Consider the following 14,308-nt stretch of genomic DNA (forward strand, 5'->3'; position numbering starts at 1 on the left):
GTCTTCATGCTCGGTATTACGCGGCTGGCTGAGATGCGGACATCGGCTGCATCGGCGGCTGCATCGGCCAGCCGCCGGTCAAAGGCGCTCCTCCGGTGTGGATTTGGCCGATGCGGAAACGGACTTCAGGAGGTCCGCCATGGCCGGAGCCGCCGGAAGCGGTGAAGCTTCAACCGCCTGTGACGGTCCGACCATAGGCGCACAGGTCCAGCGGACGTGGCAGCGCTCCCCTGCCGCCGATTGCGCCAGCACGACACTGGCGAAACCGAGCCGCTCCGCCGCCCGGGCTTCACGAATGGCTTTGGCGAGCGCATCAGCCTGACTTGCGCAGGGTGGATAGACGTAGCCGTCCACACGGACGATCCAACCGACGCGGGTTTTCAGAATGAAGAAGGCAAGCCTTGTGCGGGCATCCATGGGGAGATCTCCGATTTGGGCCGGTTGTGTCGGCAATGGCCGCGGCCATGCCGTCCGGATCGAGTCACACCAGGAAGAGCCCCGGATTTACGAACCACAGCAAAAATGAGCACGCCTGGTGTGTCGCCAATAGACCACAATTGGTGGCCCGAAAGACAGTTTGCAATGGACATTATGCAGAAGTGATAGCACTCGATTGAGTTCTGCCAATCGATTGCGCTCGCTATTTCGTTCATATTTTTTGAAAATGGCGCAGAAGACTGTATAAAATCATCATAATCTTGATATTGGCTCCAAAACACCTCAATTCGACCTTTGCGAGCACTTGCCTCTACGACCTATTTCCTTTGGGAAGCGGTCCTGGAAAGCACATCCGCCGGTATCCGGTGCTTTGCGCGGCCGTAAAAGCGGCAGTGTGCATAAAGATGTGGCGCAACGGCGTCGCGGACGCCAAAAAGCGGGCGTCGTTCCCACGGAAAGCGCCCCGATTGCCCGACCTTACCAGATAGACAATTTTCGGCTTGGCATGGCCTGAACATTTTCCCGGCAAGGGCGCCTTTCCACACAGCTTCGGACAGAACCTCCATGGCAGATTTCTTCCCCCGTTGGCCGCTTGCGACCGGCCCCGTCGTCCAGCCGGACGAGCGCCTTCCCTGGGGCTCGACGATGACGCTCGGCATCCAGCATCTGGTCGCCATGTCCGGCTCGACCATCCTCGGGCCGTTGCTGATGGGGTTTGATCCAAACCTCGCGGTCCTGTTTTCCGGCATCGGCACGCTGCTGTTCCTCGTGCTCACCGCCGGGCGCGTACCGAGCTATCTCGGCTCGTCCTTCTCGTTCATCGCCGTGGTGATCGCGGTGACGGGGTACAGCGGCCAGGGCGCCAACCCGAACATCGGGCCGGCGCTCGGCGGCATCATCGCGGCCGGCGTGCTCTATGTCCTCATCGGCATGCTGGTGACCTACACCAGCACCGGCTGGATCGAGCGGCTGATGCCGCCGGCGGTCACCGGCGCGGTGGGCGCGGCGATCGGCCTCAACCTGGCTCCGGTCGCCGTCCAGGGCATCCAGGGAACGGGTCCGCACACCCTGGTCGCCCTGTTCACCCTGGTCGCCACCGCCCTCATCGCCGTCTATGCCCCGCTGGCCATCCGGCGGCTCTCGATCCTCGCCGGCATCGCGGCGGGCTATGTCTTCTATCTCGTGCTGGGCAACGGGTTCGGCCTGCTGCCGCCGGTCAACTTCGCGGAACTGGCCGCCGCGCCGTGGTTCGGCATGCCGGAGTTCCGCACGCCCAGCTTCGATGCCGGCGCCATGGCCCTCATCGCCCCGATCGCCTTCATCCTGGTCGCCGAAAATCTCGGCCACATCAAGGCCATCGGCGCCATGACCGGGCGCAACCTCGACCGCTACATCGGCCGCGGCTTCATCGGCGACGGCATCGCCACCATCGTCTCGGGCAGCGGCGGCGGCACCGGGGTCACGACCTATGTCGAGAACATGGGCGTGATGGCGGTCACCCGCGTCTTCTCCACGCTCATCTTCGTTGTCGCCGCGGTCGCCGCGATCTTTCTGGGCTTCTCGCCGAAGTTCGGCGCCCTGCTGCGGACGATTCCCGCCCCGGTGCTGGGCGGGCTGGCGACGGTCGTCTTCGGCCTGATCGCCGCGGCGATGGTGCGCCTGTGGGTCGACAACCGCGTCGACTTCTCCGATCCGCGCAACCTGATCACCGTCGGCGTGACGCTGGTTCTCGGCGCCGGCGACTTCACCATTTCCAACGGCGCCTTCTCCATCGGCGGCATCGGCACCGCGACCGTCGCGGCGATCGGCCTCTACCAGCTGCTCGGGATCGGGCGTTCGCGCGAGATCTCCCACACCGCGCCCCAGCCGGAATCCAAGGCGACGCTCCACTGACGCTCCATGGAGCGAGAGCAGAGCGGAAGGGGAGCGCGTCCGCGCTCCCCGTTTCGCTTTACTTGACGAGCGGGCAGCCGCTGTTCTTCGGGTCGATGTAGGCCTGGTCGGCGGGAACGGTCTTGACGATCTTGAAGTAATCCCAGGCGTGTTCTGATTCGGCCGGCGTCTTGACCTGCGCCAGATACATGTCGGCGAAGATGCGGCCATTGTCGGCGATCTTCGCCTCCTTCATCATCATGTCGGTGATGGGCATGCCGCGCATCTTGGCGGCCACCTTGTCGGCATCGTCGGTGCCGGCCTCCTGCACGGCCTTCAGGTAATGGCGGACGGCCGAATACACGCCGGCCTGGTTCATCGACGGCTTGCGGCCGGTCCGTTCCTCGAACTTCTTCGACCAGGCGCGGGTTTCGTCGTTCATGTCCCAGTAGAAGGAGTTCGCCAGCATCAGACCCTGCGAGGTCTCCAGGCCGAGCGCGTGGATGTCGTTGACGTTCAGCAACAGGCCGGCCAAGGTCTGGCCGCTTTGGGGAATGCCGAACTCGGCCGCCTGCTTGACGCCGTTGATGGTGTCCCCGCCGGCATTGGCGAAGGCCACCACGTCCGCACCCGACGCCTGCGCCTGCAGCAGGAACGACGAGAAGTCGGACGCACCCAGCGGATGGCGCACGCTGCCCTTGACCGTACCGCCGAGTTCCTTGACGGTTTTGGCCGCTTCGTTTTCGAGCGAATGGCCGAAGGCGTAATCGGCGGTGATGAAGTACCAGCTCTTCCTGCCCTGCTCGACCAGCGCACGGGCGGTGGCCGACGCCACGGCATGGTTGTCCCAGGTCCATTGGAAGCCGTAGGGGCTGCAATCCTTGCCCGTCAGGTCGGTGGAGCCGGGACCGGACATCAGGAAGAGGCGCTTCTTGTCCCGCGTGATCCCCTGGACGGCCAGGGCGGCGGCCGAATTGGGCACGTCGGCGACGACGTCGACCTTTTCGGTGTCGATCCATTGCCGGGCCAGATTGGCGGCGATGTCCGCCTTGTTCTGGTGGTCGCCGACGATGATCTCGATCTTCGTGCCGTTGATGGCGTTGCCGAATTCCTCGGCCGCCATCCTCGCGGCGATGGCCGACCCTTCACCGTTGATGTCGGCGTAGATGCCGGACCGGTCCGACAGCATGCCGATCTTGATGACGTCGTCGGACATCTGGGCATAGGCGCTGCCTGAAGCCAGCGTGGCGAGGGCGACGCCGGCGAGAAGGAACTTGCGCATGTTTCACTCCCAATTCTGACAGTTCTTGGTGCTTGGGGCGGCCGCCGGCGACGGCGGCGCCCGGAGGCTCCCGGGACGACGGCTCAATGGGTGGTATAGCCGCCGTCGACCGGAATGACCGCCCCGGTGATCGATGCCGCGGCGTCGGAACAGAGGAAGGCGATGGCGGCGGCGACCTCCTCCGGCCCGATCAGCCGGCCGGTCGGCATCTTTTCCAGGAACACCGCCTTCAGGACCTGATCCTCGGGCAGGCCGGTGACCTGCGCCTGCTGGGCGATCTGCTTTTCGATGATGGGGGTCAGCACCGTGCCGGGACACACCGCGTTGCAGGTGATGCCATGGGGGGCGAGCTCGATCGACACCGATTTGGTCAGGCCGATGATGCCATGCTTGGCGGCGACATAGGCGGGCTTGTGCGGAGCGCCGACCATGCCCAGCACGGAGGCGGTGTTGACGATGCGTCCCCAGCCCCGCTCGCGCATCGCCGGCACGGCCGCCTTGATGGTGTGGAACGCGGCGCTCAGGTTGACCGCCAGCAGCAGATCCCATTTGTCGTCGGGGAACTCGTGCAGGGCGGCGACATGCTGGATGCCGGCGTTGTTCACCAGGATGTCCACCGGTCCCAGCAGGTCGGCGGCCTCCGCCATCATGGCGCGGGCCTCCTCCGGCCGGCTGAGGTCGGCCCCCGAATAGACGATCCGGGTTCCGCTTTGCTCCGCGATCCCGGCGCAGGTCCGGTCGATCTCGGCGCGGTCGCCGAAGCCGTTGACCATCACATTGCAGCCCCGGCCGGCCAGTTCCCGCACTGTCGCCAGCCCGATTCCGCTGGTGGAACCGGTGACGACGGCGTTTCTGTTCTGCATTTATCGTCCCTCGATCAGGAAATGGTACGGCTCAGAACGCCACCTGGTCGGCGCCCTTGAGGTCGAGCATGGCGCGCGCCTCGGCCGGGGTGGCGACCTCCAGCGACAACTCCTCAAGGATGCGGCGGATCTTCGCCACCTGCTCGGCGCTGTTCCGGGCGAGCCGGCCCTTGGCGAGATAGAGGCTGTCCTCCAGCCCGACGCGGACATTGCCGCCCATCACCGCGGCCATGGTCGTGAAGGGGATCTGGTGGCGGCCGGCGGCCAGAACCGACCATTGGTAGTCCTTGCCGAACAGGCGGTCGGCGGTCTCCCGCATGAAGGCGAGGTTGCGCTCCTCCGCCCCGATGCCGCCCAGGATGCCGAAGATGGTCTGGATGAACAGCGGCGCCTTCACCAATCCGCGATCGAGGAAATGCGCGAGGTTGTAGAGATGGCCGACATCGTAGCACTCGAACTCGAAGCGGGTGCCGCAGCCCTCGCCCAGATGTTCAAGGATATAGGCGATGTCGCGGAAGGTGTTGCGGAAGATGAAGTCGTCGGTGCTGCGCAGATAGGGCTCTTCCCAGTCGTGCTTCCAGTCCTTGTAACGGTCGGCGAGAGGGTAGATGCCGAAATTCATCGATCCCATGTTGAGCGAGCACATCTCCGGCTTGGCCAGCAGCGGGGCGGCAAGCCGTTCCTGCACCGTCATGTTCAGCGAGCCGCCGGTGGTGATGTTCAGCACCGCATCGGTGGACTGCTTGAGCCGCGGCAGGAACTGCATGAACACCGCGGGGTCCGGCGTCGGCTGGCCGGTGCGGGGATCGCGGGCGTGCAGATGCAGGATCGCCGCCCCGGCCTCAGCCGCGCCGACGCCCTGCTCGACGATCTCGTCGGGCGTCACCGGCAGGGCGTCCGACATGGTGGGGGTGTGGATCGATCCCGTCAGCGCGCAGCTGATGATCACTTTGTTCCGTGTCACGGCCATGCATGGCCCTCCTGTTCTGGTCCGGCCGGGCAGGCTGCGGACGATTGAAGCTTATGCGTCGGTGAACCGCCGTGCCGGCGGCCGTTCTGGCGGTCAGTTGCGGTCAACGCCACCCAGGCGGGCCATCCAGGCGGCGGAGATGGGCGGCGAGGCCGTCGGCGACCTCCTGCCGCTGCGCCTCGGTCCAGGTCCGGAAGCCGGCGCCCGCCTTCATGCCGAGCCGCCCGGAGGCGACCAGATCGCGCAGGAGAGTCTGCGGGCCGGCGCTGCGGTCGAGATCGGCCAGGACATGCCCGTGCACCGCCAGCGTCAGGTCGGTGCCGACGAGATCGGCGTTCTCCAGCGGCCCCAAGACGGCAAGGCGCCGGCCGAAGCTCGCCTTGACCACGGTATCCACCGTTTCGGCATCGCAGACGCCGCTCTCGACCAGGGCGATGGCCTCGCGCCACATCGCATGCTGCAGGCGGTTGCCGATGAAGCCGGGAACATCCTTGCGGACATGCACCGGCGTCTTGCCGATGGAGGCCAGCAGGCCGATCATCGCCTCCACCGCCGCATCATCGGTGTCCCGGGTCTGGACCACCTCGACCAGCGGAATCAGATGGGGCGGATTCCACCAATGGGTGCCCATGGCGCGGGTCTTGTCGCCGAGCCGCTCCATGATCCGGGTGATCGGGATGACCGAGGTGTTGCTGGCCAGAAGCGCGTGGGCGGGAGCCGCCGCCTCGACCGCCGCGAAGACCCGCTGCTTGAGGGCCAGATCCTCCGGCACCGCTTCGATCACGATGTCCGCGCCGGAGACGGCGTCCGCCAGCATTTCCTGCGGGTGGATCAGCTCGGCGACCGCGCTGTCCTCTCCCAGGAGCTGAAGGTTCCGGCGGATATGGCCGAGGATCGCCGCCCGGCGGTCGGCATCAGGTTCCTGGATCGCGACGCGATGCCCGGCGGCGGCGAAGGCCTGCGCGATGCCGTGCCCCATCAATCCGCCGCCGATGATCGCGATGCGCTGCTTTGTCATGGCGCGTGCATATCCCCTTCTGCCTGACCGGAGCCCCCGCCCCGCCCTCCGCCGCACATAAGGCGTGGAGCGGATTGTTCGTTTCGCCACCTTGCGAAAGGATGGTTAGCAACGCGCGTGCCAATTGGGCAACCGATTGGCAGAAAAGGGGTTTGATTTCGCGATGCGGGATGGAGGAACGCCGGAATCAGTGATTTCAGACAGATCGCTCTCCGCAACGGCCGACCATCTTTGCCAATTAGCGCTTTCGCTGTGTTCACTTTTCTGACAGATAATGTTCAGTATCTTGACAATGGGCATCACGGAGGTCTGTCGGATGCAGCCGGAGGAAGCCGGTCACTTCGCCGCGGCGCGGGCGCTGATGGAGATGATCGACGAGATGATCGACGGCGCCATACTGGTCGACCGGGAGGCGCGCATCGTCTGGTCCAACGACAAGCATGTCTGGTTCAACGACAAGCTGATGGCGCAGCTCGGACTGCAATCGACCGCGGACATGATCGGCCAGACGGTGGAGCGCGTCATCCCGCACAGCCGGATGCGCGAGGTGGTGGAAACCGGCCGGTCGCTGCCGCTGGACATCATGCGCTATGGCGAGCACACGCTGCTGGTCAGCCGCCTGCCCCTGCGCGACGAGCGGGGAGAGGTCATCGGCGCCCTCGCCTTCGCCCTGAAGAACAGCCTGACCTATCTTCGGCCCATCGCCGACCGCTTCAACAAGCTGCAATCGCGCCTGAACCGCGTGGAACAGGAACTGGCGGCCAGCCGGGCCTCCCAATACACGGTCGAAAACCTGATCGGCTTCAGCCCGCCCATGCTTCAGGTCAAGCGGCTGGTGCGCCGGGCGGGGCAAATCCGTTCGGCGGTGCTGCTGCTGGGCGAGACCGGGACCGGCAAGGAACTGGTCGCCCAGTCGATCCATGCGGCCTCGGACCGGGCCCATCGCCCCTTCGTCGCGGTCAACACCGCCGCCATTCCCGAAAATCTCCTAGAGGCGGAGTTCTTCGGCGTCGCGCCGGGTGCCTATACGGGCGCAGGGCGCCAGCCGCGCCCCGGCAAGTTCCAGCTGGCCCATGGCGGGACGCTGTTTCTCGACGAGATCGGCGACATGCCGCTGCCGTTGCAGGCCAAGCTGCTGCGCGCCCTGCAGGAGCGCGAGGTCGAACCGCTGGGCTCCAATCAGGTCGTCAAGGTCGATGTCCGCATCATCGCGGCCACCAGCCGGCCGCTGGCCGACATGGTGCGGAGCGGCGCCTTCCGGTCGGACCTCTATTATCGGCTCAACGTCTTTCCGATCCAGTTGCCGGCGCTGCGCGACCGCAAGGACGATCTGGAGATCCTCGCCTCGCTCTTTTCCGAAAAGATCGCCATCAGCCTCGATCAGCCGATGCGCGAGCTGACGCCTGCGGCGCTCGATGCGCTGCGGCAGCATGATTGGCCCGGCAATGTCCGTGAACTGGCCAATGTGATCGAACAGGTCTATGTGCGCACCGAAGGCGAGCGCATCCTGGCCGAGGATTTCGCCGACATCCTTCCGGGCAGCGCGATCCAGCCCCCTCCTCCCCCGCCCGACGGCAAGCGCTCCCTGGCCGCGGCGATGGACGAGCTGGAGCGGGTCCTCGTCCTCGAAGCGCTGGAAGACAGCCGGGGGAACAAGCTGGAAGCCGCCCGCAGGCTCGGCCTGTCGCGAACGAACCTCTATGCCAAGCTGCGCAAGCACGGCATTCCCTCGCAACCGGACGACTGATACCGCGCACCCATGACCCCATGAACGGCACCATTTCGCCGTTCGCCTGTTATCCCGCTTCATGCGGCCGGTGACGACCGGCCGGCCCTGCTTGGCCGGGAGGAACGCATGGGTATCACCGTGAACGGGACCGACGTGGATCTGCCCGATGATCCCCGCGTCTCCCTGCTCGATCTGCTTCGCGAAAAACTCCATCTGTCCGGCACCAAGAAGGGCTGCGACCAGGGCGCCTGCGGCGCCTGCACGGTGCTGGTGGACGGGCAGCGCATCCTCTCCTGCCTCGCGCTGGCGGTGCAGTATGAAGGGCGCTCCGTCACCACGATTGAAGGCCTCGGCGCCGAGGGCGCGCCGCATCCGCTGCAGCAGGCCTTCATCGAGCATGACGGCTTCCAGTGCGGCTACTGCACGCCCGGCCAGATCTGCTCGGCCATCGGCATGATCGAAGAGTTGCGGCGTGGGGTGCCCAGCCACGTCACCGCCGAAATCGACGCCGCCTCGATCCCCTACAGCCGGGACGAACTGCGCGAGCGGATGAGCGGCAACCTGTGCCGCTGCGGCGCGCACAACGGCATCATCGACGCCATCGCCGAAACCTATCCGGCCGATGCACAGCGGGAGGCCGCGGAATGACGCCCTTCACCTACACCCAGGCGTCCGATGCCGACGCCGCGGTCCGCCTGATCGCCGGTCAGTGCGGCAACCGGCAAGCGGGCGCCAGCTATCTGGGCGGCGGCACCAACCTCGTCGACCTGATGCGCGAAACCATCGAGCGTCCCACGGCGCTGGTGGACGTCACCGGCCTGTCGAGCGTGATCGCGGAAACCGATGGCGGCGGCCTGCTGATCGGCGCGGCGGTGCGCAACACCGCCCTTGCTGAGCACCGGCTGGTCCGCAGCCGCTATCCGGTGCTGGCGCGGGCGATCCTGGCCGGCGCCTCCCCGCAGATCCGCAACATGGCGACCGTGGCGGGCAACATCCTCCAGCGCACGCGCTGCGCCTATTTCTACGACCGGGCCGGATCGCGCTGCAACAAGCGGGAGCCCGGACAGGGCTGCGACGCCATCGACGGCTTCAACCGCATGCATGCGATCCTCGGCGCCTCGCCCTCCTGCGTCGCGACCCACCCGTCGGACATGTGCGTGGCGCTGGCGGCCCTCGACGCCACCGTTCACCTGACCGGCGCCCAGGGCGAACGCCGCCTGCCCTTCGCGGACCTGCACCGGCTGCCCGGCGACGAGCCCGACCGCGACACGGTGCTGCAGCCGGGCGACCTCATCACCGCGGTGGAGTTGCCGGCCCCGCCCCCGGCGATGCGCTCCGCCTACCGCAAGGTCCGCGACCGGTCGAGCTATGCCTTCGCCCTGGTTTCGGTCGCCGCCGCACTGGCGGTGGAGAACGGGACCGTGACGGACGTGCGGCTGGCGCTCGGCGGCGTCGCCCACAAGCCCTGGCGCGCAGCGAAGGCGGAGCAGGCGCTGCGCGGCCAACCCGCGACCGAGGCCGCCTTCCAGGCGGCGGCTGCCGCCGAACTGGCGGAGGCGTCACCGCTGCGGGACAACGCGTTCAAGGTCGAACTGGCGCAACGCGTCATCGTCGCCATGCTCGGCGAGTTGGCGGAAAACAGGCTGGCGGGAGACGGGGCATGAGCATCGTCGACAAGGGCAAGGAAGCGGCGCAGGGCATTGCGCAAACGGCGATGAAGAAGGCGGTCGAGCTGGCGCCCGGCGCCCTTTTGCCGGGCGGCCGGCCCGACCCGCTGCTCCGGCGCCGGCACGGCCACATCGGCACGCCGGTCAGCCGGGTCGATGGGCCGCTGAAGGTGCGGGGCGCGGCCCCCTTCGCGGCGGAAATCGCGCTGGACGGCATGGTCTATGCCGCACTCGCCTACAGCACCATCGCCAAGGGCCGCATCGTCACCCTCGACACCGGCGCGGCGGAGGCGGCGCCGGGCGTGGTCCTGGTGATGACCCACCGCAACGCGCCGCGCCTCAACCCGCCGCCGCGCTTCCTCAGCGGAGACAAGGCGGCGGCGGGCGACGATTCGCCGGTCATGCAGGACGACCGGGTGCGCTGGAACGGCGAACCGATCGCCCTGGTGCTCGCCGAAACCCAGGAGCAGGCCGACCACGCCCGCTCGCTGATCCGCGTGACCTATGCGGAGGAGCCGGCTGCGACCTCCCTGCCGACGGCCGACGGCTGCGAGGTCGGGGCCTTCATGGGCGAGCCGTTGCGCGCCGTGGTCGGCGATGCCGACGCGGCCCTGGCCGCCGCTCCGCACAAGGTCGAGGCGGTCTACCGAACGCCGGGCCACAACCACAACGCCCTGGAACCGCATGGCGCGACGCTGGTCTGGCGGGGGGACGATCTGTTCGTTCACGACGCCACGCAGGCGGTCGCGCACACCGCATGGACGATGGCGCGGATCTTCGGCCTGGAGGAGTCCCAGGTCCATGTCAGTTCCCCCTTCGTCGGCGGCGGTTTCGGCGCCAAGGGGCTGTGGCAGCACCAGATCCTCGCGGCGGCGGCGGCGCGGCTGGCCGGCCGCCCGGTCCGCATCGCCCTGTCGCGCGAGGGCGTGTACCGCATCGTCGGCGGACGCAGCCCGACGGAGCAGCGGGTGGCGCTCGGCGCCGATGCCGACGGGCGGCTGACGGCGATCATCCATCGCGGCGTCACTCCGAAGACGCGCCACAGCCCGATGCCGGAGCCCTTCATCCTGCCGACACAGAGCGCCTACTCCGCCCAAACCTTCGCGCTGGAGGTGCAGACCTGTTACCTCGACATGGTCGCCAACACCTTCATGCGCGCCCCCGGCGAGGCGGTCGGCACCGTCGCCCTGGAATGCGCGATGGACGAACTGGCCGAGCAGCTCGGCATGGATCCGGTCGAGCTGCGCGTCCTCAACGAGCCGGAGAAGGATCCGCTCTCCGGCCGTCCCTTCTCCGCCCGCAACATCGTGGCGGCCTACCGGGCCGGTGCGCAGCGCTTCGGCTGGGAGCGGCGGAACCCGGTGCCGCGGTCGCGGCGGGAGGGCGACTGGCTCGTCGGCATGGGCTGCGCCACCGCGACCTACCCCTATCACCGCATGCCCGGCGGTGCGGCGCGCATCACGCTGGACGCCGCCGGCCATGCCCGCATCGACGTGGCGGCGCATGAGATGGGCATGGGCACCGCGACCACCCACACGCAGGTCGCCGCCGACCGGCTCGGCCTGCCGCTGGACGCGGTGACGGTCCGCTATGGCGATTCCAGCCTGCCCGGCGTCATTCTCGCCGGCGGGTCGCAGCAGACGGCCTCCGTCGGCCTCGCCGTGATGATGGCCCAAAAGGAGCTGGTCGACGAGTTGCTGACGCTCGCCGGCAACGACTCGCCGCTGGCCGGCCTCGGCGCCGACGAGGTGGAATGCGCCGATGCCGGCCTGCGCAAGCTGGACGAACCCGGCCGCTTCGAGAGCTATGCTTCGATCCTGGCACGGTCGGGACGCAATGAAGTGGCGGTGGAAGGCAGCGCGCCGATGCCGTTGGAGACGATGCACTGGTCGATGCATTCCTACGGCGCGATGTTCTGCGAGGTGCGCGTCAACGCCATCACCGGCGAGACGCGGGTCAGCCGCTTTTTCGGCTCCTTCGACTGCGGCCGCATCCTCAACCCGAAGACGGCGGCGAGCCAGTTCCGCGGCGGCATCATCATGGGGCTGGGGCTGGCCCTGATGGAGGAGACGCAGTTCGACCAGCGGAACGGCCGGATCATGAACCGCAACCTGTCCGACTATCACCTTCCCGTGCATCTGGACGTGCCGGAGATCGAGGTGATCTGGACCGACATCCCGGATCCGCACGCCCCGATGGGCGCCCGCGGCATCGGCGAGATCGGCATCACCGGCACCGGAGCCGCCGTCGCCAACGCCATCCACAACGCCACCGGACGGAGGGTGCGGGAATTTCCGATCACGCTCGACAAGCTTCTGTGACCGGCTCCCAAGCCGGTCATGTTCCGTTGGCCCGAAGCCGGTCGCACGGGAAGCTCCGAAGATCGGGCCATGCGGATCGCGGCCGGCACTCCCCGATCATGCCGGCGGCGCGGCCAAAGGTCAGGCCCGGATGCGAGGCCGCGAGCGGCGACGGCATCGCGCCGATACCGAAGAGTACGCAAACCGTTCAATCTTCACGCCCCTGCCGCAAACAAATTCCAGCGACCGGGAAATAGAGGCGTCGTGAACACAGGCCGGCAACCTGTCTTCACCGCCTCTATGCCGAAGGGTCGATGAGGATAGTGCAGGCTGCACTCTGTCCTGCGATGCATTACATTCAGGCGGCCGTGTATTCCGGTCAAATCCGATGTCCGCAGAACTATCTCCGCCCGCTGATCCGCCGCCCCACCCCGGAGCCGTGCTGCGCAACCGCGTGCTTGCAGGCACCGCCGCCGCCACGCCCGGGACGGCTGCCCGGCTGCCCCGGCTGGCCGGACTCTGCGGCATTTCCGCCCATGTCCGGCTCGGCCTTCAGTTGGCGCATGATCTTTGGCATACGCAGCGTGCCCTTGCCGATACCTTGGCCCGCATCCCGGCGCACGCGCTGCCCGACACCCTCAAGACGGATTTCATGGCCTGCCATGCCCGCACCCTCTGAACCGCCGCGCAAGGCGCGAACCGGCATCGCCGGCCTCGACGACATCCTCGCCGGCGGTCTCGCCCGCGACCGTGTCTTCCTGCTCGAGGGCAGCCCCGGCACCGGCAAGACCACCATTGCCCTGCAGTTCCTGCTGGATGGCGCGGCGGCCGGCGAAACCGGGCTCTACATCACGCTGTCGGAAACCGATGGCGAACTGCGCGACGCCGCGGCCACGCATGGCTGGACGCTCGGCGAGGAGATCACGGTGTTCGAGCTGGTTCCGCCGGAGAGCCTGCTCGACGAGGCGCACCAGCAAAGTCTGCTCTACTCCTCCGACCTCGAACTCGGCGAGACGACCAAGCTGATCTTCGAGGCGATCGGCCGGAGCAAGCCGATGCGGATCGTTCTCGACAGCCTGTCGGAGATCAGGCTGCTTGCCCAAAGCTCGCTGCGGTACCGGCGCCAAATCCTCGCCCTCAAGCATTATTTCGCCCGGCACGGCGCAACCGTGCTGCTGCTCGACGACCTGACCACCGACACCATGGACAAGACGGTCCACAGCATCGCCCACGGCGTGATCCGTCTGGAGATGGTGACGCCGGCCTACGGGGCGGAGCGGCGGCGATTGCGGGTGCTGAAGTACCGTGGGCAGGCATATCGCGGCGGCTACCACGACTGCACGATCACCACCGGCGGCTTCCAGGTCTTCCCCCGGCTGATCGCCGCCGAGCATCGGACCGGTTTCTCCGGGGAGCGTCTGGCCAGCGGAATCGCCGAACTCGATACGCTGCTGGGCGGCGGCATGGAGCGCGGATCGAGCACCCTGATCATCGGCCCCGCGGGGACCGGGAAGTCGCTGCTGGCGATTCAGTTCGTGGCGGCGGCCGTCGCACGGGGAGAGCGGGCGGCGCTGTTCGTCTTCGACGAGGAGCTTGGCCTGCTGTTCGCCCGGACCAAGGCGATGGGCCTGGATCTCGAAGCCATGCGCGACAGCGGCAGCGTGATCGTCGAGCAGGTGGATGCGGCGGAACTGGCGCCCGGCGAGTTCACCCACCGGGTCCGCGCCTGCGTCGACGACCACCGGATCCGCAGCGTGGTGATCGACAGCCTCAACGGTTATCAGGCTGCGATGCCGGAAGAGCAGCTTCTGGTCCTGCATCTTCACGAATTGCTGCTGTACCTGAACCGCCAGGGCGTGACGACCTTCCTCACCATCGCCCAACATGGCCTGATCGGCGACATGCAGGCCCCGGTCGACGTCACCTATCTGGCCGATACCGTCGTATTGCTGCGTTACTTCGAGGCGTTGGGCCGTGTCCGGCGGGCGATCTCGGTGATCAAGAAGCGCGCCGGTCCGCACGAGGACACGATCCGCGAGTACCGGGTCAACGACAAGGGCATCAGCCTCGGACCGCCGCTGGCCGAGTTCCAGGGGGTGCTGTGCGGCGTGCCTGTCTATATCGGCCAAGGCGGGCCTCTGCTGAAGGACGATCCGGCTTGAGCGAGGC

The 14,308-nt window shown here is 67.3% G+C and carries 12 protein-coding genes; 7 read left to right on the forward strand and 5 right to left on the reverse strand.

Annotation, left to right across the window (positions count from 1 at the left end; all coding sequences use genetic code 11):
- Positions 1-78: 78 nt before the first annotated feature.
- Entirely contained in the window at positions 79-417 is a 339-nt protein-coding gene (locus tag DM194_RS13985) for a hypothetical protein (protein ID WP_111068206.1), read from the reverse strand.
- Between the two features lie 585 nt (positions 418-1,002).
- On the opposite strand from DM194_RS13985, the gene DM194_RS13990 reads away from it, so the two are divergent.
- Positions 1,003-2,331: a solute carrier family 23 protein gene (locus DM194_RS13990; protein WP_111068207.1), complete on the forward strand. Its 1,329-nt coding sequence runs from the start codon at positions 1,003-1,005 to the stop codon at positions 2,329-2,331.
- Positions 2,332-2,389: 58 nt separating this feature from the next.
- Here DM194_RS13990 and DM194_RS13995 read toward each other — a convergent pair whose 3' ends face one another.
- The 4 genes from DM194_RS13995 to DM194_RS14010 all read right to left on the reverse strand — a co-directional run bounded on the left by DM194_RS13995 (position 2,390) and on the right by DM194_RS14010 (position 6,443).
- A complete protein-coding gene (locus DM194_RS13995; protein ID WP_111068208.1) occupies positions 2,390-3,592 on the reverse strand; it encodes an ABC transporter substrate-binding protein in 1,203 nt (400 codons plus the stop codon).
- Between the two features lie 83 nt (positions 3,593-3,675).
- Complete coding sequence (locus DM194_RS14000; protein ID WP_111068209.1) at positions 3,676-4,455, reverse strand: 3-hydroxybutyrate dehydrogenase; 780 nt, start codon at positions 4,453-4,455, stop codon at positions 3,676-3,678.
- A 31-nt stretch (positions 4,456-4,486) separates the two neighbouring features.
- Complete coding sequence (gene kce, locus DM194_RS14005; protein ID WP_111068210.1) at positions 4,487-5,425, reverse strand: 3,5-dioxohexanoate:acetyl-CoA acetone transferase; 939 nt, start codon at positions 5,423-5,425, stop codon at positions 4,487-4,489.
- A gap of 103 nt (positions 5,426-5,528) precedes the next feature.
- A complete protein-coding gene (locus DM194_RS14010; RefSeq protein ID WP_111068211.1) occupies positions 5,529-6,443 on the reverse strand; it encodes a 3-hydroxyacyl-CoA dehydrogenase family protein in 915 nt (304 codons plus the stop codon).
- Between the two features lie 316 nt (positions 6,444-6,759).
- Between DM194_RS14010 and DM194_RS14015 the strand changes: the two genes are divergently transcribed.
- The 6 genes from DM194_RS14015 to DM194_RS14040 all read left to right on the forward strand — a co-directional run bounded on the left by DM194_RS14015 (position 6,760) and on the right by DM194_RS14040 (position 14,301).
- Positions 6,760-8,190, forward strand: coding sequence for a sigma-54 interaction domain-containing protein (locus DM194_RS14015; protein ID WP_194295289.1), 1,431 nt, complete (start codon positions 6,760-6,762; stop codon positions 8,188-8,190).
- 108 nt (positions 8,191-8,298) lie between these two features.
- Positions 8,299-8,820, forward strand: coding sequence for a 2Fe-2S iron-sulfur cluster-binding protein (locus DM194_RS14020; protein ID WP_111068212.1), 522 nt, complete (start codon positions 8,299-8,301; stop codon positions 8,818-8,820).
- Positions 8,817-9,836, forward strand: a complete 1,020-nt coding sequence (locus tag DM194_RS14025; protein ID WP_111068213.1) for an FAD binding domain-containing protein — start codon at positions 8,817-8,819, stop codon at positions 9,834-9,836. The genes DM194_RS14020 and DM194_RS14025 overlap by 4 nt, the downstream gene beginning before the upstream one ends.
- The gene (locus tag DM194_RS14030) at positions 9,833-12,160 is read left to right on the forward strand and encodes a xanthine dehydrogenase family protein molybdopterin-binding subunit (RefSeq protein WP_111068214.1); all 2,328 of its coding nucleotides are present in this window, start codon (positions 9,833-9,835) and stop codon (positions 12,158-12,160) included. The genes DM194_RS14025 and DM194_RS14030 overlap by 4 nt, the downstream gene beginning before the upstream one ends.
- A gap of 418 nt (positions 12,161-12,578) precedes the next feature.
- Entirely contained in the window at positions 12,579-12,818 is a 240-nt protein-coding gene (locus tag DM194_RS14035; RefSeq protein ID WP_111068215.1) for a hypothetical protein, read from the forward strand.
- Entirely contained in the window at positions 12,802-14,301 is a 1,500-nt protein-coding gene (locus tag DM194_RS14040; RefSeq protein ID WP_111068216.1) for an ATPase domain-containing protein, read from the forward strand. The genes DM194_RS14035 and DM194_RS14040 overlap by 17 nt, the downstream gene beginning before the upstream one ends.
- Positions 14,302-14,308 lie beyond the last annotated feature (7 nt).

It is taken from the genome of Azospirillum ramasamyi (assembly GCF_003233655.1).
Lineage (GTDB): Bacteria > Pseudomonadota > Alphaproteobacteria > Azospirillales > Azospirillaceae > Azospirillum > Azospirillum ramasamyi.

What these genes read in the sequence shown, in the direction of transcription:
- DM194_RS13985 (WP_111068206.1), bottom strand. Translation starts at nt 417, where the DNA reads ATGGATGCCCGCACAAGGCTTGCCTTCTTCATTCTGAAAACCCGCGTC.
- DM194_RS13990 (WP_111068207.1), top strand. Translation starts at nt 1,003, where the DNA reads ATGGCAGATTTCTTCCCCCGTTGGCCGCTTGCGACCGGCCCCGTCGTC.
- DM194_RS13995 (WP_111068208.1), bottom strand. Translation starts at nt 3,592, where the DNA reads ATGCGCAAGTTCCTTCTCGCCGGCGTCGCCCTCGCCACGCTGGCTTCA.
- DM194_RS14000 (WP_111068209.1), bottom strand. Translation starts at nt 4,455, where the DNA reads ATGCAGAACAGAAACGCCGTCGTCACCGGTTCCACCAGCGGAATCGGG.
- kce (WP_111068210.1), bottom strand. Translation starts at nt 5,425, where the DNA reads ATGGCCGTGACACGGAACAAAGTGATCATCAGCTGCGCGCTGACGGGA.
- DM194_RS14010 (WP_111068211.1), bottom strand. Translation starts at nt 6,443, where the DNA reads ATGACAAAGCAGCGCATCGCGATCATCGGCGGCGGATTGATGGGGCAC.
- DM194_RS14015 (WP_194295289.1), top strand. Translation starts at nt 6,760, where the DNA reads ATGCAGCCGGAGGAAGCCGGTCACTTCGCCGCGGCGCGGGCGCTGATG.
- DM194_RS14020 (WP_111068212.1), top strand. Translation starts at nt 8,299, where the DNA reads ATGGGTATCACCGTGAACGGGACCGACGTGGATCTGCCCGATGATCCC.
- DM194_RS14025 (WP_111068213.1), top strand. Translation starts at nt 8,817, where the DNA reads ATGACGCCCTTCACCTACACCCAGGCGTCCGATGCCGACGCCGCGGTC.
- DM194_RS14030 (WP_111068214.1), top strand. Translation starts at nt 9,833, where the DNA reads ATGAGCATCGTCGACAAGGGCAAGGAAGCGGCGCAGGGCATTGCGCAA.
- DM194_RS14040 (WP_111068216.1), top strand. Translation starts at nt 12,802, where the DNA reads ATGCCCGCACCCTCTGAACCGCCGCGCAAGGCGCGAACCGGCATCGCC.